Origin of the sequence: Streptomyces sp. NPDC101776 (assembly GCF_044766845.1) — a bacterium.
Taxonomy (GTDB): Bacteria; Actinomycetota; Actinomycetes; order Streptomycetales; family Streptomycetaceae; genus Streptomyces.
In genome coordinates this window covers 269,447-290,435 of sequence record NZ_JBIWMV010000015.1, presented here as the reverse complement: position 1 = coordinate 290,435, position 20,989 = coordinate 269,447, and the positions used below count along the sequence as shown (strand labels likewise).

Here is a 20,989-nt window from a genome sequence, read left to right as displayed (position 1 = left end):
TGCGGATTAGCAAGTAGGGAAGCTATCCTGACGGGACATCACATGGAGGTCCCAGAGGGCGGCAACCCCCTGGGACCAGGCCAGTCTTGGACCGGCCTGCCAGTCACGAAGGGACTGACATGGGGAAGGGTACCGTCATGCGCGGGCGCCGGACTGTTCGGGGAGTGCTTCGCGTAGCCGTCTACCTTCGCGTTTCTACCGCGAAGCAGGTCGAGGGATACGGCCTCGACACTCAGGAAAAACAGTGCAAGGCATGGCTGGACTACAAACTCGGCCCTGGAAAGTACAAGATTCACAAGGTCTATGTCGACGGCGGAGAGTCCGGGAAGAACGACTCGCGACCTGATCTCGACGAGATGACCCAAGCAATTGAAAAGGGTCTCATCGACCTCGTTGTCTTCGGCAAGTTGGACCGCATCGGACGCACCATGGAGGACATCCATCTTTGGGTTTTCAACGCCACCAAGCATCACAAGATCAGGGTTGCTACGGCGGATGGTCGTCTGGACAGTGACGACGAACTCTTCGGCATCATGCTGAGCCTGCTGTCGTACATGGCGGAGCTGGAACACACCCTGATCCTTGAGCGAACCATGGGCGGTCGGGATCAGAAGTTGGCCGCTGGCGGTTGGCCTCTCGGTCAGCCCCCGTACGGGGTGGTTCTCAGCGGCAAGGGGAGGAAGGCGACTCCTGTCCTCTGCGAGGACGAGGTGCGCGTGATCAACATCGCCACGAACCTGCTCGTAGATCTCGGCTACTCACGGGATGAGGCTGCCGAGCACCTGAACACCCTTGGTATCCGCACCCGTAAGGGCCTGCTGTGGACCGGGTCGAACCTGGCCAGGCGGCTCAACTCCACTGCTCTTGACGGATATGTGGAGTTCCGCATTGAGCGCACGGCCGAGGATGACGAAGAGGAGACCTTTGAGGTCTTCCGGATCGAGGTTCCCCGTCCGATCAGTGACCCGAAGCGTGTGGAAGCTCTCCGCAAGGCTCTCAACAGGCGGTCGTTCAAGAAGAAGAACCTGAATCACTACCTGTTCACGGGGCGGCTGTACGCGTTGTGCGGCGGCTACTACACGGGGGCAAAGGCCACCGAATCTCCCATCTGCTACTACCGCTGCATGGGCAAGCGGCTGGGACTGAACTGCGAGTGCGCCGAACTCCCCGCACCCGACGTGGAAAAGGCCATCTGGGCCGAGATCGCGGCTCTGCTCTCGGACGTGGACAAGTTCAGGGCGCTCGCTGCCAGGTGGTTGGGGGCGATCCCGGCCCGCACCGAGACCTATCGGGAGCGTCTCGCCGAGTTGGACGCACAGATTGAGAAGAAGAGAGCCAGCCGCAAGGGGCAGCTTCTCCAGAAGCTCACCCAGCTCTTTGAAGACGAGTTGGGTGAGGGCGCCGGCGACGGCATCGACGAGGAGACGATCAGAGAGGTGAAGCAAGCCCTCCAAGCGAAGGAAGAGGAGCTGACCACCGAGCGCGAGCGTGTGGCTCGTTGGCTTCGGGACGCTGAAGATCAGCAGCAGCGAGCAGACGAGATCGTTGCCCTGGTGGAGGGGCAGGCGACGGAGATGGACTCCTTCACTCCTGTGCAGCGTCGTGACCTGCTTGAGCTGTTGGACATCCGCGTGCAGGTGATCGGTAAGGGGCAGCAGCACCGGAAAGGCATCGCCGAACCCCTCACTGAATGGCACAGAGAGACAGGCACGCTGGTGCCTCTCAAGATCAGCGATGAGGAGTGGGAGACGGCTGATGCCATGCTTCCCGGCTCTCGCCAGAAGGGGACACCGAAGCGCGAGGTGTTCGAAGCGATCTTGTGGAAGCTACGGACCGCTGCCCCGTGGAGCGAGGTGGAGGTCTCAGGGAACGCCTGGAGTGCCGTGCGGCGTCGTTCGGAGGTCTGGCGCACCTCGGGCGCATGGGCGGCCGTCATGGAGGCTTTGCAAGGCTCTGGTGGGGTCCCGGTGCCGCCGCTCCTGATCCTGCCTCCCATGGAGGTCACGGGCAGCATCGATCCCAAGTTCGCGGCGTTGGAGCTGGAGACTCTGGAGGCCTGCGACGGCGATGGGGACTGCTGCAAGCAGAACCACACCCACGCACAGTCTTCCCGGAGATGGTGATCTTCGGACTCATCCAGCCCATCATGTTCGTGGTGCTGTTCACCTACGTCTTCGGCGGTTCCATGCAGATCGGCGGCAGCACCAGCGCCACCGACTACAAGAACTTCCTGATGGCCGGCATCTTCGCGCAGACCGTCACGTTCGCCACCGCCAGTTCCGGCGCGGGAATCGCCGACGACATGCACAAGGGCCTCATCGACCGGTTCCGCTCGCTGCCCATGGCGCGGGGCGCGGTGCTGACCGGGCGGACGCTCGCGGACCTCGTGCAGACCGCGCTGACCCTGCTGGTCCTCGCGATAGTCGCCCTGCTGGTCGGCTGGCGGGTCGGCTCGGACGGGGGCACCAACGCGGGCAAGGTGCTCGGTGCCTTCGGGCTGCTGCTCCTGCTCGGGTACGCGTTCACCTGGATCGGCGCCCTGATCGGCCTGAGCGTCCGTACGCCCGAGGCGGCCACCTCCGGCGGGCTGATCTGGCTCTTCCCGGTGACGTTCATCTCGAACGCGTTCGTGGACACCAGCCACATGACCCCGTGGCTGCGTCACATCGCCGAGTGGAACCCGTTCAGCGCCACCGTGCAGGCCTGCCGGGTGCTCTTCGCCAACCCGGGACAGTCGCCCTCGGACGCCTGGCCCATGGTGCACCCGGTGTGGGCCTCACTGATCTACTCGGTGCTGATCATCGTCATATTCCGGACGCTGGCGGTGCGGAAGTACCGCTCGGCCACGGCCTGAGGGACGCGCCGGAGACACTCGGGGGACAGGCGGGAGGCATGACGAAACCCCCGGCGCCGCAAGGCCGCCGGGGGCTCGTCGAAGGCGAGAGGCGATGGGCCGGTTCCGCGGGTCAGCCGTTGTACGGCTCGGCCTTGAGGATCGTCACTGAGGCCTTCTTGCCGTTGGGCAGCTCGTACTGCGCCACCTCGCCGACCTTGTGGCCGAGCACGCCGGAGCCCAGCGGGGACTGCGGCGAGTAGGTCTCGATGTCGGCGCTCGCGTACTCGCGCGAGGCGAGTAGGAACGTCGTCGTGTCGTCCTCGTCGCCGTCGAAGGCGATCGTGACGACCATGCCGGGCGCGACCGCGCCGTCCGTCGACGCCGGAGCCTCGCCGACCTTGGCCTTCTCCAGAAGCTGGGTCAGCTGGCGGATGCGGAGCTCCTGCTTGCCCTGCTCCTCCTTGGCCGCGTGGTACCCGCCGTTCTCGCGCAGGTCGCCCTCCTCGCGAGCGGCCGCGATCTTCACGGTGATCTCGGCGCGCGCGGGACCAGACAGGTACTCCAGCTCGTCCTTGAGCTTGGTGTACGCCTCCTGCGTGAGCCAGGTGACGTCTTCGCTGGTCTGGGTCACAGGTGCTCCTCGTAGGTACTGGGAATACAAAGCATCGCCCTACCCAGAAGAATGTTCCTTCATGGAAGGGCGAAACCACGAGCCTAACAATTCAACGGCGTCAGGGGGAGGACATAAGCCGTCAGACATACGTCAACGCTGGTCAGCGCCTACGTAACGAGGGTGACGTCAGTCGGAGTGGCAGCCCAGCAGCTCGGCCGTGGTGCCCCTGGCCGTGGTGCGCAGGGTGACGACCTTGTCGATACGGGTCGCCGAGCCGCCGAAGTGGAAGTCGGCGCGGCCCACCTCGGACTGGTCGGCGGCCTGGGAGCGCAGGGTGCAGTAGCCCGTGGTCCCGGAGTCCTTGTGGACCTCGAGATGCACCTTGACCTCGGTGTCCGAGGCCTGGAAGGTGATCACCTCGGCGCTGATCTTGGCCTCGACGACATAGTGGTAGGCGAAGTACCCGACGAGGGCGAGCAGGCCCGTCGCGAGGACGGCACCGGCGATCCTGAGCTTGTGGTCGGCACGCTCGTCCGACGAGCGGCCGTAGCGGCCCTCGGGCAGTCGCGTGCTCGCCGTACTCATGATCGTCCTCCCGGCAGGGGGCTCAAAGGGCGTTCCAAACGGGCCCCCGGAATTATTCGCCCCCCGATTCGGTCACTATAGAAGCCTCCCACCCGCCGCCCGACCGCCACCCCTCAACGACGTCCCTTCGGGACGGCACCTGTTGAATTGCACCCCAGGACACCGGGGCGCCGACCTACTGAGGATTGAGTCTTGACTGACCAGCTGCGACTGATGGCCGTCCACGCGCACCCCGACGACGAGTCGAGCAAGGGCGCGGCCACCATGGCGAAGTACGTGTCCGAGGGGGTGGACGTGCTGGTCGTGACCTGCACGGGCGGGGAGCGGGGCTCCATCCTCAACCCGAAGCTCCAGGGCGACACGTACATCGAGGAGCACATCCACGAGGTGCGCAAGAAGGAGATGGACGAGGCTCGCGAGATCCTCGGCATCAAGCAGGAGTGGCTCGGCTTCGTCGACTCGGGGCTGCCCGAGGGCGACCCGCTGCCGCCGCTCCCCGAGGGCTGCTTCGCGCTCGAGGACGTCGACAAGGCGGCCGGCGAGCTGGTGAGGCAGATCCGTTCGTTCCGTCCGCAGGTGATCACCACCTACGACGAGAACGGCGGCTACCCGCACCCCGACCACATCATGACCCACAAGATCTCGATGGTGGCGTTCGAGGGCGCGAGCGACACCGAGAAGTACCCGGAGTCGGAGTTCGGCCCGGCGTTCCAGCCGCAGAAGCTGTACTACAACCAGGGCTTCAACCGGCAGCGCACCGAGGCCCTGCACAACGCGCTGCTGGCGCGCGGCCTGGAGTCGCCGTACGGGGACTGGCTGAAGCGGTGGAGCGAGTTCGAGCGCACGGAGCGGGTGCTGACCACGCACGTGCCCTGCGCCGAGTTCTTCGAGATCCGGGACAAGGCGCTGCTCGCGCACGCCACGCAGATCGACCCCGACGGCGGTTGGTTCCGGGTCCCGATGGAGATCCAGAAGGAGGTCTGGCCGACCGAGGAGTACGAGCTCGCGAAGTCCCTCGTCGATACCTCCCTCCCCGAGGACGACCTCTTTGCGGGCATCCGCGACAATGCCTGACATGAGCTCAAGCGCAGCCCTGGCAATGACGCACCTGGTCCCCCTCGCCGAGGTCGACGAGAACAAGGTCACCCCCGGCGTCCTCGGCTTCATCGTGTTCGCGGTGATGGCCCTGGCCGTCTGGGGGCTGATGAAGTCCATGAGCAAGCAGATGAACAAGGTCGACTTCAAGGAGGGCGCGGACCCGGTGGCCGAGTCGAGGGCCGCGTCCGAGTCCGCCCCGGCCGAACCCAAGGCCAAGCAGGGCTGAGGCGTCAGGGGGTGCCCGGCACCGGCACCCCCATCACCTCCCGGGCGTGCCGGCTCGGCACCATGCCCAGCCGCCACGCCTGCCAGCCCGCCTCCAGGTTCACGCCCCGCTCCAGCAGCAGCTGGTACGCCTCGACGTAGTCGTCGAGCTTCTCGTCGCGGGACGGATGCCCGTCGCGGGACAGCTGGGCCAGTTCCTCCTGGGCGACCGCCGTGCCGACCTCGACCCCGCCGGGGGCCGCGTACGGCAGGAGCGTGGCGCGCAGGAAGTGCGCCCAGTCCGCGCCGCGCCGGTCGCCGTACGAGGTGAACAGGCCCACCGCCTCCTCGCACAGCGTCAGCGCCTGTTGGGTACGGGTGTTGCCCGCGTCGACGACCGCGAGCTCCAGGCAGGTCCACGCCTCGCCGTGGGCGACGCCGATGCGCTGGAAGTCGGCGCGGGCGTCGACCAGGAGCTGGCGGGCGAAGCCGGAGTTGCGCAGCGAACCCGTCTGGGCCGCGCGCTGGTCGCGGGTCACGCGCGCCGAGTGGTGCCGGGCGCAGGCCAGGCCGTAGACGTCGCGCATCCGGGAGAACATCGTGCGGGAGCGTTCCAGTTCGCGCACCGCGAGGTCCAGCTTGCCGATCTCCTCCAGGGCCTGGCCCAGGTAGTAGACGGTCCAGGCCTCGCCGCGCGCGTCCTCGTTCTCGCGGTGCCGGGCGGCGGCCTGGCGCAGGCCGTCCACCGCCGGGGACGGGTCGCCGGCGACCAGCCGGGCGCGGGCCAGCTGGGTCAGCGCCCAGGCCTCGCCGCGGGCGTCGCGGGTGCGGCCGTAGATGCCGAGGGCGGTGGTCAGTTCGGACTCGGCGCGTGGGATGTCGCCCATGCGCAGGCCGAGTTGGCCGAGCTGGAAGTGTGCCCAGGCCTCCCCGTGCAGGGACTCCCCGGCGCGGTGCAGGACCAGGGACTCGGTCAAAAGCCGCATGGCTTCCGGGAGTCGGGCGCGATCCCTTTCCACGGCGGCCAGCGCGTGCATCGTCCAGGCGCGGTCCGTGGCGAGTTCGGGCGGGGCCTGGAGGTCGAGGGCCTCGCGGAGTCGCGTCGCCGCCTCGCTGAGGTTGCCCTGGTGGTGGAGGGTGATGCCGAGGGAGCACAGGGCGCGTGCGGCGCCCGCGTCGTGATGGGCCTCCATGTAGAGGTCGACGACGGAGGTGAGGGTGGTGCGCGCCTTGTCGAGTTCGCCGAGCTGCCGGGCCGCGATACCCGTGCGCCACTGCACCGAGCGCACGAGCAGCCCCTGGTCGACGGCCTGCGCCAACTCGCTGATCTCGCCCAGCCGGTAGAGGTCGCCGCGCAGCAGGCAGTAGTCGCACAGCGCGCCCAGCAGATTGAGTACGGCGCCCTGGTCGACGCCCTCCGCGTGCCGCAGTGTCGCGGTGATGAAGCTCGACTCGTCGTCCAGCCAGCGCAGCGCCTCGTCGAGCGAGGTGAAGCCGTGCGGGCCGAATCGGTCCGAGCGCGTCGACATGTTGCCGTCGACCAACCGCAGTACGGAGTCGGCGAGTTCGCCGTAGTTCACGATCAACCGCTCCTGCGCGGCCGTACGTTCGGCCGGCTCCTCCTCGTCGAGGAGGCGGGCCTGGGCGAAGGCGCGGACCAGGTCGTGCAGGCGGTAGCGGGTGCCGCGGACGTGGTCGATGAGGCCCGCCCGGGACAGGGCCTGGAGTTGGCGGGTCGCCTCCGTCTCGTCCGTGGCCAGCAGGGCTGCCGCGGCTGCCGCGCCCAGCGAGGCCCGGCCTGCCAGCGCGAGGCGGCGCAGCAGCCTGCGGGCCGGGTCCGTCTGGTCGGTGTAGCGCAGCCACAGCGCCCGTTCGACCGGTTCCACCGGGCCGTACGCGCCCAGATCCGTGGCGAGTTGACGCGAGGAACGCGGGCCGAGGGAGGAGCCCGCGACGCGCAGCGCGAGCGGCAGCCCGCCGCACAACTCCCTGATCCGGTCGGAGGATTCGGCGTCGTAGGGCTCCGAACCGTCCCGACCGTCCCGACCTTCCCGACCCGTCTGCGACGCCGCGCCCAACAGCTCCTCCGCGCCCGCCGCGTCCAGCGGCTCCACCGCCAACTGGTGGACCCAGGCGGCCAGTTCGGCGGGCAGGTCGAGGGGCTTGCGGGAGGTGACCACGACCAGGCTGTCCGAGCGCTCGGGCACCAGCGTGGCCACCTGCGCGACGTCGGAGGCGTCGTCCAGGACGATCGTCACCGGGAGGCCGGTCAGGTGCTGGTGGTACAACTCGCCCAGCCGCTTGACCTGTTGCTCGGGGGAGGAGCGTTCACGGAAGAGCAACTGCTCGCGGGGCGCGCCGAGCCGGTTGAGCAGATGCAGCAGGGCGTCGCGGGTGGGCAGCGGGGGTTCGCCCGGGCTGTCGCCGCGCAGATCCACCACGCAGGCGCCGCGGAACTGGTCCCGCAGATCCTGCGCGGCCCGCACCGCGAGCGTGGTGCGCCCCGAGCCGGGCGCACCGTGCAGCACGACCACCGTCGGCCGGGTCTCCGTGCTCGCGCGGGCCGCCTGCACCAGTTGCCGGATGCGGGCCAGCTCCGCCCGCCGTCCCGCGAACCCGCCCACGGCATCCGGGAGTTGACCGAAGGACTGCTCCAGCACACTCCGTCTGCGGGCCGCCGCGCTCTTGTCCGTGCCGCGCAACTGCGGTCCCGACTTCTTCGTCGGACCGGTGGAGGCGGCGAGCACGCGCTGCTGGTCCAGGAACGGCCGGATGCCCCGCACCTCCAGCGCGGTCAGCCACTGCAACCTCAACTGCTCAGGTCCGCCGGGCTGGTTGGCGGCACCGGCGCGGTGATGCGCGGCGGGCAGATGGGAGGCGGTCACCTTCACGACGGTCGCCGCCGCGCCCACGACGCCGACGGTGACTCCGGCGCCGAACGCGGTGCCGGTACCGGTACCGAGGGCCAGGTCGGCGACGACAGCGGCGACCGCGCCGACGGCCGCCACCAGCAGGGGAGTTCCGCCGCCCTCCTTGGCGTAGCGCTGCCCGAACCCGATCTGCCCGGCCGCCGCCGTGTCCAACGCCCCCGTATAGGCCTCGTACTCCTCGGCCGCCGTCTGCGCCATGGCGTCCAGAGCGGCCCGGGACCGCGCCAGCAGCACCTGCCCGTCGGTGCGCCCGCCGGAGCGCCGCACCTCCTCCTCCACGGCCCGAGCCAACAGCCGCTCGGCATCGGTCCGATGGCCGTCCCGCATGTGTGGTCCCCCTTTGGCGGCAACTCCTTGGCCTATGAGTGTCCTTCGGGGGAGGCGGGAGCGCGAGAGGGCCGACGATCACGGCGCATCGGAGCCCCCGGCCCCACGAGAGGAGTCCCTCCGCCGTGAGTCCGCACGGCCGCGTCGAGCATCCACCGCGACCCCGCCCTCATCACCCCGGCTCACGAGCGCGGGCGGGTCTGCTCGAACCGGGCACGGTCCTCGTCCTCCGTCAGCGCCGTGCCAACAGGTCGGGCCGCGCCGTCGTCACCGCTGAAGGCCGGCTCGTCGTCGACGGGCACTCCTCCCCCTTTCCCCTCCCCGTCGAAAGCCGCGGAAGCCGTGACCGGCAACGTCCCGGCAGCGTCCCGGCGGCGGGCCCCGGACCCAAGGGCTACGAAAGGCGAGCGGCTGCCCCGGCGTGCCACGCGGCTCTGCACTTCTCCGCAGCTCCCGCCCCCGTGGGAGAGTGGACCGGTGAACCGACTGGCCCATGAGACCTCCCCGTATCTGCTCCAGCACGCCGACAACCCCGTCGACTGGTGGCCCTGGTCGCCCGAGGCCTTCGCGGAGGCTCGTGAGCGCGGAGTGCCGGTGCTGCTCAGCGTCGGATACAGCAGCTGTCACTGGTGCCACGTAATGGCCCACGAATCCTTCGAGGACCACCCCACCGCCGACTACCTCAACGCCCACTTCGTCAGCGTCAAGGTCGACCGTGAGGAACGCCCCGACGTCGACGCCGTTTATATGGAAGCCGTGCAGGCGGCCACCGGCCAGGGCGGCTGGCCCATGACCGTGTTTCTGACGCCGGAGGCCGAGCCCTTCTACTTCGGGACGTACTTCCCGCCGACGCCCCGCCACGGCATGCCCTCCTTCCGGCAGGTGCTGGAGGGCGTGCGCACTGCCTGGACCGACCGGCGGGACGAGGTCGACGAGGTCGCCGGGAAGATCACGCGGGACCTCGCCCAGCGCCAGATCGACTACGGCAGCACCGACGCCCCCGGCGAGAGCGAGCTCGTCGCCGCGCTGCTCGGGCTCACTCGTGAGTACGACCCGCAGCGCGGCGGATTCGGCGGCGCGCCCAAGTTCCCGCCGTCCATGGCGCTGGAGTTCCTGCTGCGCCACCACGCCCGCACCGGTTCCGAGGGCGCCCTGGAGATGGCGCGGGACACCTGCGAGCGGATGGCACGCGGCGGTATCTACGACCAGCTCGCGGGCGGCTTCGCGCGGTACTCCGTCGACCGCGAGTGGGTCGTCCCGCACTTCGAGAAGATGCTCTACGACAACGCCCTGCTGTGCCGGGTGTACGCGCACCTGTGGCGCAGTACCGGTTCCGAGCTCGCCCGCCGCGTCGCCGTCGAGACCGCCGACTTCCTCGTGCGTGAACTCCGTACGAACGAGGGCGGGTTCGCCTCCGCGCTCGATGCCGACAGCGACGACGGGACCGGGACCGGCAAGCACGTCGAGGGCGCCTACTACGTCTGGACGCCCGCGCAGCTCACCGAGGTCCTCGGCGAGGAGGACGCCGAACTCGCCTCCCACTACTTCGGCGTGACCGACGAGGGCACCTTCGAGGAGGGGCAGTCCGTCCTCCAACTCCCGCAGACCGAAGGGGTCTTCGACGCCGGGAGGGTCGAGTCGATCAAACAGCGCCTTCTCGCCGCTCGTTCGCGGCGCCCCGCGCCCGGCCGTGACGACAAGGTCGTCGCCGCCTGGAACGGGCTCGCGATCGCCGCGCTCGCCGAGACCGGTGCCTACTTCGACCGCCCCGACCTGGTCGAGGCCGCCGTCTTTGCCGCCGATCTCCTCGTACGACTGCATCTGGACGAGCACGCCAAGCTGGCCCGCACCAGCAAAGACGGCCAAGTCGGGGCGAACGCCGGGGTGTTGGAGGACTACGCCGATGTCGCGGAGGGCTTCCTCGCGCTGGCGTCGGTCACGGGGGAGGGGGTCTGGCTGGAGTTCGCCGGGTTCCTGCTCGACCATGTGCTCGCGGGGTTCGTGGATGAGTCGGGGGCCTTGTACGACACCGCCGCCGATGCCGAGCAGCTCATCCGGCGTCCGCAGGATCCGACCGACAACGCCGCCCCGTCGGGGTGGACCGCCGCAGCGGGCGCGCTGCTCGGCTATGCCGCGCAGACCGGTGCCGAGCCCCATCGCACCGCCGCCGAACGGGCGTTGGGGGTCGTGAAGGCGCTCGGGCCGCGGGTGCCGCGGTTCATCGGGTGGGGGCTCGCGGTCGCCGAGGCGTATCTGGACGGGCCACGTGAGGTCGCCGTCGTAGGACCGTCGGTCGACGACGAGGGGGCGAAAGTCCTGCACCGTACGGCACTTCTGGGTACCGCGCCGGGGGCCGTGGTCGCCTTCGGGGTCGCGGGGAGTGACGAACTGCCGTTGCTCGCCGACCGACCGCTGGTCGACGGTGGACCGGCCGCGTACATTTGCCGTAACTTTACCTGCGATGCGCCCACGACCGACCCTGAGCGGCTGCGCACCGCGCTGAACAGGTGAAATGTCACGGTCGTAACCGCCTCAAACGCGACCTGTACGAGAAATGCTCACGGGCGCGGCCGATTGTGATGAAACACGCTCTTCACTGAAATCACCTGTCCACTTCACAGATCGCCCATAGTCTCGGCCCCGTGACGCGGCGGATGTAACTCACCGTCGCGCCGGGGGGAATTGGGGATCCTGGGGGGATCTGTTTTGGTGACGTCTGTCTTCATCGCTGTCGTTTCGCTGGCCCTGTTCTGGATGGCCGCTTTCACCTTGTGGTGGCAGATGCACGCGTGGCGTACGCCCGAAGTGCTCGCCTCCACCCGATTCAGCAGTCCGGACGGGGACGAGCACGTCTCGTTCTCGTTGCTGCTGCCGGCCCGGCACGAGCAAGCCGTGCTGGACCACACCATCCAGCGACTGCTGGAATCCACGCACACCGACTTCGAGATCATCGTGATCGTGGGGCACGACGACCCCGAGACCGCGGCGGTGGCCAACAGCGCCGCCGAGCGCGATCCGCGCGTGCGGGTCGTCGTCGACACCCATGAGAAGAAGAACAAACCGAAGGCCATGAACACGGCGCTGCCGCACTGCCGCGGCGATGTCGTCGGGGTCTTCGACGCGGAGGACCAGGTCCATCCGGAGCTGCTCGCCCACGTCGACCACGCGTTCCGGACGACGGGAGCGGACGTCGTCCAAGGGGGCGTCCAGCTCATCAACTTCCACTCCAGCTGGTACAGCCTGCGCAACTGCCTGGAGTACTTCTTCTGGTTCAGGTCCCGGCTGCATCTGCACGCGCAGAAGGGGTTCATCCCACTGGGCGGCAACACCGTCTTCGTGCGGACCAGCACCCTGCGGGAAGCCGAGGGCTGGGACCCCAACTGCCTCGCCGAGGACTGCGACCTGGGCGTCCGGCTGTCCAGTGTCGGCAAGAAGGTCGTCGTCGCCTACGACTCCGACATGGTGACCCGGGAGGAGACCCCCGGCTCGCTGATGTCGCTGCTGAAGCAGCGAACCCGCTGGAACCAGGGCTTCCTTCAGGTCTACCGGAAGAAGGACTGGAAGCAACTCCCGGGATTCGGGCAGCGGTTGCTCGCCCGCTACACGCTGATGACGCCGTTCCTGCAGGCGTTCTCCGGGGTGATCATCCCGCTCAACGCGGCGGTCGCGCTCTTCCTGGACGTGCCGGTCGGCGTCGCCTTCCTCACCTTCCTGCCGCTGGTCACCGCCGCCGTCACCTTCGTCTTCGAGGTCGTCGGACTGCACGACTTCGGCAAGCAGTACGGACTGCGCGTCCGCGCCGTCCACTATCTGAAGCTCGTCGTGGGTGGCCCCTTCTACCAGGTGCTGCTCGCCGGAGCCGCGATCCGCGCAGTGTGGCGTGAGCAACGTGGCCGGAACGACTGGGAGTTGACCTCCCATGTCGGCGCTCACCTCACCGAAACCGCAGTGATCCGAGAGGACGTTCCTGCGTGACCTCCACCCTTCCCGCGGTGACCACCACGGTCCCCGCGCAGCGGCAGCCTGCGCCTGAAACCGGTTCGGCCGGTCGGACAACGCCACCTTCGAGGCTGCGTTCCTCCCGCTCCGACCTCCTCCTCTGCGGCCTGCTCCTCCTCGCGATCCTCGTCGTGCAGGGCTGGAACATCGCCGACTACCCGACGCTCAGCGACGACGAGGGCACCTACCTCGCCCAGGCCTGGGCCGTCCAACAGGGCACCGGCCTGGCCCACTACACCTACTGGTACGACCACCCGCCGCTCGGCTGGATCCAGATAGCGCTGCTCACCTGGATCCCCGCGCACTTCAGCCCCGGCTCGATGACCGTCGGCACCATGCGCCTCGCGATGCTGGTCATCAGCGCGATCAGCGCGGTCCTCGTCTACGTCCTCGGCCGCCGGCTCTCGCTGCCGCGCTGGGCGGCGGCCCTGGGCATGCTGCTCTTCGGGCTGTCCCCGCTGTCCGTGATCCTCCAGCGGGAGATCTTCCTCGACAACATCGCCGTGATGTGGATGCTGCTCGCGTTCTGCCTGGCCGCGTCCCCAAGTCGCCACCTGTGGCACCACTTCGGGGCCGGTCTGGCGGGCGCCGCCTCGGTCCTCACCAAGGAGACGATGCTCGTCATCCTGCCCGCGCTGCTGGTCACCATGTGGCGCCACGGACACCGGGACACCAGGAAGTTCGCGCTCACCGGAGCCATCACCGCCTGCGTCCTGATCGGCCTCTCGTACCCGCTCTTCGCCCTGCTCAAGGGCGAGTTGCTGCCCGGCAGCGGCCACGTCTCGCTCTGGGACGGCCTCAAGTACCAGATGACCAGGCCGGGTTCGGGCTTCATCCTCGACCAGGGCACGGGCTCCCACGGCGTCCTCCACTCCTGGCTCTACTACGACCGTGTCCTGCCCTTGGGCGGCCTCGCCGGGGCGCTGCTCCTGCTGGCCACCTGGCGCTGGTCGGTCACCGCCCGCTCGCTCGCCGGACCCGCGCTGACCGTGGCGATCCTCGCCCTGGTGGCCCTGCGCCCGGGCGGCTATCTGCCCGCGATGTACGTCATCGGCGCGCTGCCCTTCCTCGCCCTGGTCCTCGCCGGGGGCACCGCCTCCGTCGCCCACGCGGTGCTGCGCCGATGGCGCGGAGAAGGGGAGAAACGATACGTCACCGGGGGCCGGTACGCCCTCGCGGTCGCCCTCGCCCTCGCCGCCGGCGCCTATGTCGTTCCGCACTGGTACGACGGCGACCACACCGCCGTGACCGCCGACGCGAACGCCCCCTATCGGGCCGCCTCGAAGTGGCTGTCCACCGAGGTGCAGGACCCGAAGGACACCCGGGTCCTGGTCGACGACGCGCTCTGGCTGGACCTGGTGCACGCCGGGTACCGGCCCGGGCTCGGGGTCATCTGGTTCTACAAGGCCGACCTCGACCCGGCCGTCACCAAGACGCTGCCGCACGGCTGGAAGGACATCGACTACGTCGTGGCCTCCCCGACGGTACGGCGCGACGCGGTCGACCTGCCCAACGTCAAGGCGGCTATCGAGCACTCCACCCCGGTCGCCACCTTCGGCACCGGCGACGACCGCATCGAGATCCGGCAGATCCAGAGCGAGACCGTGGGAGCCCAGCGATGAGCCAAGAGTCCACAGTCCCGGGCGAGTTGGGTGAACCGGCCCTAAAGGGCGCTGAGTTGGCCGAGCCCGGTGCCGTCACCATCGTCGTACCGACCTTCAACGAGTCCGCGAACGTACGGGAGTTGCTGCACCGGATCACCGAATCCGTGCCGACCCGGCTGCCCTGCGAGGTCGTCTTCGTGGACGACTCCACCGACGACACCCCCGCGGTGATCTCCGAGGCGGCGCAGGACTGCCCGTTCCCGGTGACCGTGCTGCACCGGGAGGAACCGGTCGGCGGGCTCGGCGGCGCGGTCGTCGAGGGGATCAAGGCGGCGACGTCCGACTGGATCGTCGTCATGGACGGTGATCTCCAGCATCCGCCGTCCCTGGTACCGGAGTTGGTCGGCACCGGCGAGCGGACGCACGCCGGACTGGTCGTCGCCTCCCGGTACATCAAGGGCGGCAGCCGCGAGGGACTGGCCGGCGGATACCGCATCGCCGTGTCCCGCGGAGCGACCTGGCTGACCAAGGGGCTGTTCCCGCGCAAACTGCGGGGCATCAGCGACCCGATGAGCGGCTTCTTCGCGATCCGCCGCAGCGCGGTGACGGCGGAGGCGCTCAAGCCGCTCGGCTACAAGATCCTGCTCGAACTCGCCGTCCGCGGCCGTCCGCGCCAGGTCACCGAGGTGCCGTTCGTCTTCCAGGACCGGTTCGCCGGCGAGTCCAAGTCGACCGCGAAGGAAGGCTTCCGCTTCCTGCGGCATCTGCTCGGGCTGCGCACCGTCTCGCCGGTCGCGCGCATGGTGATCTTCGGCCTGATCGGCGCCACCGGTTTCCTGCCGAACCTGGTCGGCCTGTGGGCGCTCACCCAGGCGGGCATGCACTACGTCCCCGCCGAGATCCTCGCCAACCAGCTCGGCGTGGCCTGGAACTTCTACCTCATCGAGCATCTGCTGTTCCGCGACCGGCGCCGGCACCGCAGCTGGTGGGACCGGGCGGGCCGGTTCGCGCTGCTCGCCAACGCCGATCTGGTGCTGCGGATCCCGCTGATCGCCCTGTTCGTCCACAAGTTCGGCATGGGCGCGGTGTCGGCGACCGCGCTCGCCCTGGTCATGACGTTCGTCCTGCGCTTCGCCGGCACCGAGGCACTGGTCTATCTCCCGCGCCGCAAAGGGAGCCGTAGCAGCAAAGAGAGCCGTACAGCACCGAGGAGAGCCGTGTGAACAAGTACCGCAGAAGAACCGCGTTCCTCGGGGTGGGGACGCTGACCGCCGGACTGCTGCTCACCTCGCCGCAGTCCGCCGAGGCCGCGAACCTCGTCCTCAACCCGGGCTTCGAGACGGCGGGCAGTGACGGGATGCCGTACTGCTGGGAGAAGTCCGGGTGGGGCGACAACGACTTTGATTTCAGCACGACTTCGGACGCCCACTCGGGTTCGAAGGCCATGAAGGTCACCGTGACGCGGCGGGTGGACGGTGACCGGAAGGCGCTGATCACCGAGTCCACGAGCTGCGCGCCGGTGGTGACGGCGGGCAAGCAGTACGACCTCGGGCTCTGGTACAAGACGACCACGCCGGACGCGAACATCACGCTGTTCCGGCATGACGCGACGGCCGGCTGGCAGTACTGGACCGACCTCAAGACCCTGGAGATGCAGGGCAGTTGGACCCAGGCGAGCGTCCGTACGCCCGAGGTCCCGGCCGGGACCGACCGGATCACCTGGGGCGTCTCGGTCTACGGCACCGGATCCGCGACCACCGACGACTACACGATGGACCAGGTCCCCGACACGCTCCCGCCCGCGACCTGCACGGCCACCGCCGAGCAGTGCGCGAACGGGCGTTGGGACGTGCTGCCCACGCAGAACCCCGTCCGCTCGATGCACTCCGTCGTCCTCAACAACGGCAAGGTGCTGCTGATCGCGGGCTCCGGGAACAGCCAGGAGCAGTTCGACGCGGGGACGTTCACGAGCGCGGTGTACGACCCGGTCGCCGGGACGTACAAGGTGATCCCGACGCCGAAGGACATGTTCTGCTCGGGGCACATCCAGTTGCAGGACGGCCGGGTGCTGGTGATGAGCGGCAACAAGGCGTTCCCGGCGGCGGACGGTTCGCACGGGTACGAGGGGTACAAGGACTCGTACATCTTCGACCCGGTGACCGAGACGTACAGCAGGACGAACGACCTCAACGACGGTCACTGGTACCCGTCGGCGACCGAGCTCGGCAACGGTGACGTCATCTCCTTCGGCGGGCTGCGCGAGGACTCGACGGGGTCGGTGACGGCCGAGTACTGGTCGGACGCGCAGCAGAAGTGGCTGCCGTTGTCGCAGGTCAACCAGACCTGGTCGTACTGGGGGCTGTACCCGTCGATGGTCCTGATGCAGGACGGCCGGCTCTTCTACACGGGCAGCCATGTCTTCGGGAACAACATCCCGGGGACGGGCAGCGCGATCTACGACTACAACGCGAACACGATCACGTCGGTCCCGGGGCTCCAGAACAAGGACCAACGCGACCAGTCGGCAAGCGTGTTGCTGCCTCCGGCGCAGGACCAGAAGGTGCTCACCATCGGCGGCGGCAACATCGACTCCAACCCGGACGCGAACCGGCTGACCGACATCATCGACCTCAAGGCCGCGAACCCGACGTACACCGTGGGCCCCCAAATACCGCAGGGGACCGTCGACTTGGGGACCGGTCCGGTGGCCGAGACCGGCGCGCAGGGCAAGATGTACGTGTCCGCCGTACTGCTGCCGGACGGCACGGTACTGGAGACGGGCGGCGCGCTGCACAACCGGGCGGACCCGGTGTACGAGGCGTCGATCTTCGACCCGGCGACGTCGACCTTCGATCCGGTGGCGGCCGACCCGCAGGCCCGCGGCTACCACTCCTCGTCGTTCCTGCTGCCGGACGGGCGGGTGATGTCGACCGGTGACAACCCGGGCAACGGCACCTGGAACCACAATGTCTCGATCTACACCCCGCCGTATCTCCTCAAGGGGACGCGGCCGACGATCACTTCGGTGATCGACAACGAGTGGGAGTACGGCGACACCCAGACGATCACCGTCGACCGGCCCATCGCCAAGGCGGAGTTGATCCGCCCGGCGGCGGTCACGCACTCCTCGGACCCGAACCAGCGGTTCGTGGACCTGCCGCTCTCGGTGAACGGCAACACGGTCGACCTGAACGTGACGAGCAACCCCAACCTGGCACCGCCCGGCTGGTACATGCTCTTCGCGGTGGACGCCAACGGTGTCCCGTCGGTCGCCAAGTGGGTCCATCTGCAAGGCCCTTCGGCCCTGACGACGGACACGGCCTCGGCCCACGTCCACTCCTTCGCCGACTCCCTGACCGGCAAGGTCACCGAGCCCGGCAAGAAGCGGACCTCGCAGAAGGTCTCCGTGACCCTCTCCGGCTGCGACCGCCACTACGGCACGATCAACGTCTGCGTCCCGACGGTCTTCCCGTCCGAGGTCAAGTCGACGACCGCGGCCCGCTGTTCCTGGCTCCAGCAGAACTCCTACGGCCGCCTGAAGGTCAACGGCAAGGACGATCCGCTGCGCCTCGACCCGAACAGGGACGGGGTGGCCTGCGGGAAGGGTGACGTGAAGAAGCGCCGGTGACCGGGCCCGGCGAGGCACGTCCGTCGTGGATGTGCCCCGCCGGGTTCACGGCTTCTCGATGGGGAGCCCGTGCTCCATCACGTCCAGCGTCCGGTCCACCAGGTCCGTGAAATCGTCCCGGTGACCCTTCTCCGCCCAGTACAGGGAGGTCTCCATCAGGCCGCCGATGATGGCCATGGCGTAGACGCGTACTTCGAGGCTCTCCGGGTCCCGGCCGGTGCGCTCGGCGATGGCCTCGCAGAGCATGGTGCCGGTGACCGACATGCTCTCCATCATCCGTGAGCGCACCGCCGGGATCTGGACCATGAGGTGGGTCCGCAGCCGCGCGACCTCGGGGTCGTCCTTGATGCCGAGGCGGATGGCCTTCTGCATGACGTAGCGAAGGGTGTCCATCCAGGGTTCGTCGGCCGGACGGGCCCGGAGTTCCTCCATGATGATCGGGTCGAACTCGTCCGTGAGGACGATGTCCTCTTTCGTGGGGAAGTACCGGAAGACGGTCGACGGCGACACCTCGGCGCGCTCGGCGATCTGCTCGATCGTGGTCGCGTCGTACCCCTGTTCCTTGACCAGTGCGTACGTCGCGGTGCGGATCGCCTCGCGGGTCTTGATCTTCTTGCGCTCCCGGAGCCCCAGTTGAGGGCGTTCGGCGGGGCTGAAAGGGGAGGGTGCGGCCGTCATGCTGCTCATTGTCCGGCATCCGCCGGAGCGATGGCCACGGCTGTGGCCGGGTCTTCCTCCTCCTGCTCCTCCTTGGTGGTGGGCGCGGCCGGCGTGTTCGGCAGGAACGCCGCGGACAGCAGGGCCGTGACGAGGGCCGCGACACCGCACACCAGCAGGACCAGGCCCATGCCGTGGACGTACGCGCTGTTCGCGGAGGCGATGAGGTCCGCCGAGCCGGTCTTCTGACCGACGATGTGCGCCGCTACGACGGACTCCCCGGCCGTGTCGGCCGCCTTCGCGGGCAGGCCGGTGACGTCGAGGCGGTCGCGGAAGGAGCTGGCGAGCAGGCTGCCGAGCAGGGCGATGCCGATCGCGGCGCCGACCTGCCGCATGGTCATCAGGAGCCCGGCGCCGCTGCCGGCCCGGTCGCGGGGGAGCGCGCCGAGCGCGCCGTCCATCGCGGGGACGATCGAGAAGCCGAAGCCGAAGCCGGTGATGGACAGCCACAGCGCGGTGAAGCCGTAGCCGGAGTCGACCGTCGTACGGCTGCCGAGCAGCGCGGCGAAGGCCAGCACCACCAGGCCCGCGCAGACCACGGCCCGGGAACCGAACTTGGCGACGAGCGGCTGCGCGGCCCGGGCCGCGACGATCAGGCCGCCCATCATGGGCAGCAGCCGGACGCCGGTGCCCAGTGCGTCGTTGCCGAGCACCGCCTGGAGGTACTGCGGCAGCACGAACAGCAGGCCGGACAGGACGAACATCACCAGGGTCGCGGCGATCGAGCTGAACAGGAAGCCGCGGTGGCGCAGCAGGGTCATGTCGAGCATCGGGCGTTCCATCCGCCGCTCGCGCAGTACGAGCGCGGCCATCAGGATCGCGGAGCCGACGAGCATGCCCACGATCAGCGGGTCGCCCCAACCGCGGCTGGGCGCCTCGATGATCGCGTAGATGAGGGAGCCGAGGCCGGTCGCGGTGAACGCGGTGGAGAGGGCGTCGACCCTGGGGGAGGCGGGGTCGCGGGTCTCGGGGAGCAGGAAGACGCAGGCGGCGATGCCGATCGCGGCCATCGGGATGTTGACCAGGAAGACCGAGCCCCACCAGAAGTGGTTGAGCAGCCAGCCGCCGATGATCGGGCCGAGCGGCAGTCCGAGCGAGGAGGCCGCGGAGATGATGCCGACGGCCTTGGTGCGCTCGTCGGGGCCGAAGAGCGAGGGCAGCACGGACAGGGCGAGCGGGGTGACCAGGGCCGCGCCGACGCCCATCACCGTGCGGGCCGCGATGACCCAGTTCACGTCGCCCGCCAGCGCGCCGGCCACGGAACCGGCGAGGAAGATGCCGAGCCCGGTGATCAGCATGCGGCGCCGTCCGAAGCGGTCGCCGAGCAGGCCCGCCGGGAGCATCAGGGCCGCGAAGACGATGACGTACGAGTCCGCCATCCACTGCTGCTGGCCGGTGGTGGCGCCGAGTTCGCCGGCCATCGTGGGCAGCGCCACGTTGAGGATCGTCGTGTCGAAGCCGAGCGTGAGCATGCTCGCGACCAGGGCCCCGAGGGCCCACCAGCGGCGCGGGTCGCGCCGTACGGCATGGGATTCAGTGACAGTAGCCATGAAATGAGAGTAGCTGTCAAAAGGTGGTTGATGTCAACCGGGTTCCACTGTCAGAACATGAAAAATGGCCACGGCTGGTGAGCCGTGGCCATGAACGAGGGGTGTCTCAGGTGCTATCCGTGCTGGTACGCCACCAGCGAGATCCCCACGTAGTGCACGAGGAAGGCCGCCACCGTGAGGGAGTGGAAGACCTCGTGGAAACCGAACCAGCGCGGTGACGGGTTCGGGCGCTTGATGCCGTAGATCACGCCGCCCGCGCTGTAGAGCAGCCCGCCGACGACCACCAGGACCAGGACGGCGATGCCGCCCGCGCGCATGAAGTCGGGCAGGAAGAAGACGGCCGCCCAGCCCATCGCGATGTAGCAGGGGGTGTAGAGCCAGCGCGGCGCGCCGACCCAGAAGACGCGGAAGGCGATGCCCGCCGCCGCCGCGGCCCAGATGCTCCACAGCAGCCACTCGCCCTTGGCGCCGGGGAGCAGCAGCATCGTCAGGGGCGTGTACGTGCCCGCGATGATCAGGAAGATGTTGGCGTGGTCGAGTCTGCGCAGGATGCCGTCCATGCGCGGGCTCCAGTCGCCCCGGTGGTACAGCGCGCTGACGCCGAAGAGCAGGCAGGCCGTCAGGGCGAAGATCCCGCAGGCGATACGGGCCCGGGGGGTGTCGGCGAGAGCGGTGAGCACCAGGCCCGAGACGAGGACGGCCGGGAACATGCCCAGGTGCAGCCAGCCGCGCAGCTTCGGTTTCACATGGTCGGGAATCGAGAGCGCGGAAGGACCATGGCCGTCAGTCGGCGTGTCCGTGGGCGCGTCGGGGACGGGCGCAGTCATGCGCTCAATCGTACCTACGGAACCGTAAGTTACGTGTCAGTCCGGCGAGATGGGGTCCGGAAGTGGCCACT

At 68.9% G+C, this 20,989-nt stretch carries 15 protein-coding genes; 9 read left to right on the top strand and 6 right to left on the bottom strand.

The window, feature by feature from the left end; all coding sequences use genetic code 11:
• Positions 1-119 precede the first annotated feature (119 nt).
• Positions 120-2,123, top strand: a complete 2,004-nt coding sequence (locus tag ACIRRY_RS36310) for a recombinase family protein (RefSeq protein WP_403981458.1) — start codon at positions 120-122, stop codon at positions 2,121-2,123.
• A complete protein-coding gene (locus ACIRRY_RS36305) occupies positions 2,117-2,854 on the top strand; it encodes an ABC transporter permease (RefSeq protein ID WP_403981456.1) in 738 nt (245 codons plus the stop codon). Before ACIRRY_RS36310 ends, ACIRRY_RS36305 begins: the two co-directional genes overlap by 7 nt.
• A gap of 112 nt (positions 2,855-2,966) precedes the next feature.
• On the opposite strand, the gene greA is transcribed toward ACIRRY_RS36305, so the two are convergent.
• Both greA and ACIRRY_RS36295 read right to left on the bottom strand, forming a co-directional pair.
• Positions 2,967-3,467 (bottom strand): transcription elongation factor GreA, encoded by a 501-nt coding sequence (gene greA, locus ACIRRY_RS36300; RefSeq protein ID WP_043679814.1) that lies wholly within the window; start codon positions 3,465-3,467, stop codon positions 2,967-2,969.
• A gap of 168 nt (positions 3,468-3,635) precedes the next feature.
• Positions 3,636-4,034 carry a DUF4307 domain-containing protein gene (locus ACIRRY_RS36295; protein WP_403981454.1) on the bottom strand — a complete coding sequence of 133 codons (399 nt, stop codon included), beginning with the start codon at positions 4,032-4,034 and terminating at the stop codon, positions 3,636-3,638.
• 213 nt (positions 4,035-4,247) lie between these two features.
• On the opposite strand from ACIRRY_RS36295, the gene mca reads away from it, so the two are divergent.
• Positions 4,248-5,108 carry a mycothiol conjugate amidase Mca gene (gene mca / locus ACIRRY_RS36290; RefSeq protein WP_403981484.1) on the top strand — a complete coding sequence of 287 codons (861 nt, stop codon included), beginning with the start codon at positions 4,248-4,250 and terminating at the stop codon, positions 5,106-5,108.
• The gene (locus ACIRRY_RS36285) at positions 5,101-5,358 is read left to right on the top strand and encodes a hypothetical protein (RefSeq protein ID WP_403981452.1); all 258 of its coding nucleotides are present in this window, start codon (positions 5,101-5,103) and stop codon (positions 5,356-5,358) included. The genes mca and ACIRRY_RS36285 overlap by 8 nt, the downstream gene beginning before the upstream one ends.
• 4 nt (positions 5,359-5,362) lie before the next feature.
• Here the strand turns inward: ACIRRY_RS36285 and ACIRRY_RS36280 are convergent, their stop codons facing one another.
• Entirely contained in the window at positions 5,363-8,593 is a 3,231-nt protein-coding gene (locus ACIRRY_RS36280; protein WP_403981449.1) for a tetratricopeptide repeat protein, read from the bottom strand.
• Positions 8,594-9,070: 477 nt separating this feature from the next.
• On the opposite strand from ACIRRY_RS36280, the gene ACIRRY_RS36275 reads away from it, so the two are divergent.
• From ACIRRY_RS36275 to ACIRRY_RS36255, 5 genes are all read left to right on the top strand, one after another.
• Positions 9,071-11,104 (top strand): thioredoxin domain-containing protein, encoded by a 2,034-nt coding sequence (locus tag ACIRRY_RS36275; protein ID WP_403981447.1) that lies wholly within the window; start codon positions 9,071-9,073, stop codon positions 11,102-11,104.
• Between the two features lie 195 nt (positions 11,105-11,299).
• Entirely contained in the window at positions 11,300-12,568 is a 1,269-nt protein-coding gene (locus tag ACIRRY_RS36270) for a glycosyltransferase (RefSeq protein ID WP_403981445.1), read from the top strand.
• Positions 12,565-14,214, top strand: a complete 1,650-nt coding sequence (locus ACIRRY_RS36265) for an ArnT family glycosyltransferase (RefSeq protein WP_403981443.1) — start codon at positions 12,565-12,567, stop codon at positions 14,212-14,214. The genes ACIRRY_RS36270 and ACIRRY_RS36265 overlap by 4 nt, the downstream gene beginning before the upstream one ends.
• The gene (locus tag ACIRRY_RS36260) at positions 14,211-15,419 is read left to right on the top strand and encodes a glycosyltransferase (RefSeq protein ID WP_403981440.1); all 1,209 of its coding nucleotides are present in this window, start codon (positions 14,211-14,213) and stop codon (positions 15,417-15,419) included. Before ACIRRY_RS36265 ends, ACIRRY_RS36260 begins: the two co-directional genes overlap by 4 nt.
• The gene (locus tag ACIRRY_RS36255) at positions 15,416-17,824 is read left to right on the top strand and encodes a galactose oxidase-like domain-containing protein (protein ID WP_403981437.1); all 2,409 of its coding nucleotides are present in this window, start codon (positions 15,416-15,418) and stop codon (positions 17,822-17,824) included. The genes ACIRRY_RS36260 and ACIRRY_RS36255 overlap by 4 nt, the downstream gene beginning before the upstream one ends.
• 45 nt (positions 17,825-17,869) lie before the next feature.
• Here ACIRRY_RS36255 and ACIRRY_RS36250 read toward each other — a convergent pair whose 3' ends face one another.
• The 3 genes from ACIRRY_RS36250 to ACIRRY_RS36240 all read right to left on the bottom strand — a co-directional run bounded on the left by ACIRRY_RS36250 (position 17,870) and on the right by ACIRRY_RS36240 (position 20,918).
• Entirely contained in the window at positions 17,870-18,511 is a 642-nt protein-coding gene (locus tag ACIRRY_RS36250; protein ID WP_403981434.1) for a TetR/AcrR family transcriptional regulator, read from the bottom strand.
• Entirely contained in the window at positions 18,508-20,091 is a 1,584-nt protein-coding gene (locus ACIRRY_RS36245; RefSeq protein ID WP_403981432.1) for a DHA2 family efflux MFS transporter permease subunit, read from the bottom strand. The genes ACIRRY_RS36250 and ACIRRY_RS36245 overlap by 4 nt, the downstream gene beginning before the upstream one ends.
• 113 nt (positions 20,092-20,204) lie before the next feature.
• Positions 20,205-20,918, bottom strand: a complete 714-nt coding sequence (locus tag ACIRRY_RS36240) for a hemolysin III family protein (protein ID WP_403981426.1) — start codon at positions 20,916-20,918, stop codon at positions 20,205-20,207.
• Positions 20,919-20,989 lie beyond the last annotated feature (71 nt).

Bases quoted from the DNA above. Each gene is read 5' to 3' on its own strand.
- ACIRRY_RS36310 (WP_403981458.1), top strand. From the start codon at position 120: ATGGGGAAGGGTACCGTCATGCGCGGGCGCCGGACTGTTCGGGGAGTG.
- ACIRRY_RS36305 (WP_403981456.1), top strand. From the start codon at position 2,117: ATGGTGATCTTCGGACTCATCCAGCCCATCATGTTCGTGGTGCTGTTC.
- ACIRRY_RS36295 (WP_403981454.1), bottom strand. From the start codon at position 4,034: ATGAGTACGGCGAGCACGCGACTGCCCGAGGGCCGCTACGGCCGCTCG.
- mca (WP_403981484.1), top strand. From the start codon at position 4,248: ATGGCCGTCCACGCGCACCCCGACGACGAGTCGAGCAAGGGCGCGGCC.
- ACIRRY_RS36285 (WP_403981452.1), top strand. From the start codon at position 5,101: ATGCCTGACATGAGCTCAAGCGCAGCCCTGGCAATGACGCACCTGGTC.
- ACIRRY_RS36280 (WP_403981449.1), bottom strand. From the start codon at position 8,593: ATGCGGGACGGCCATCGGACCGATGCCGAGCGGCTGTTGGCTCGGGCC.
- ACIRRY_RS36260 (WP_403981440.1), top strand. From the start codon at position 14,211: ATGAGCCAAGAGTCCACAGTCCCGGGCGAGTTGGGTGAACCGGCCCTA.
- ACIRRY_RS36250 (WP_403981434.1), bottom strand. From the start codon at position 18,511: ATGAGCAGCATGACGGCCGCACCCTCCCCTTTCAGCCCCGCCGAACGC.
- ACIRRY_RS36245 (WP_403981432.1), bottom strand. From the start codon at position 20,091: ATGGCTACTGTCACTGAATCCCATGCCGTACGGCGCGACCCGCGCCGC.
- ACIRRY_RS36240 (WP_403981426.1), bottom strand. From the start codon at position 20,918: ATGACTGCGCCCGTCCCCGACGCGCCCACGGACACGCCGACTGACGGC.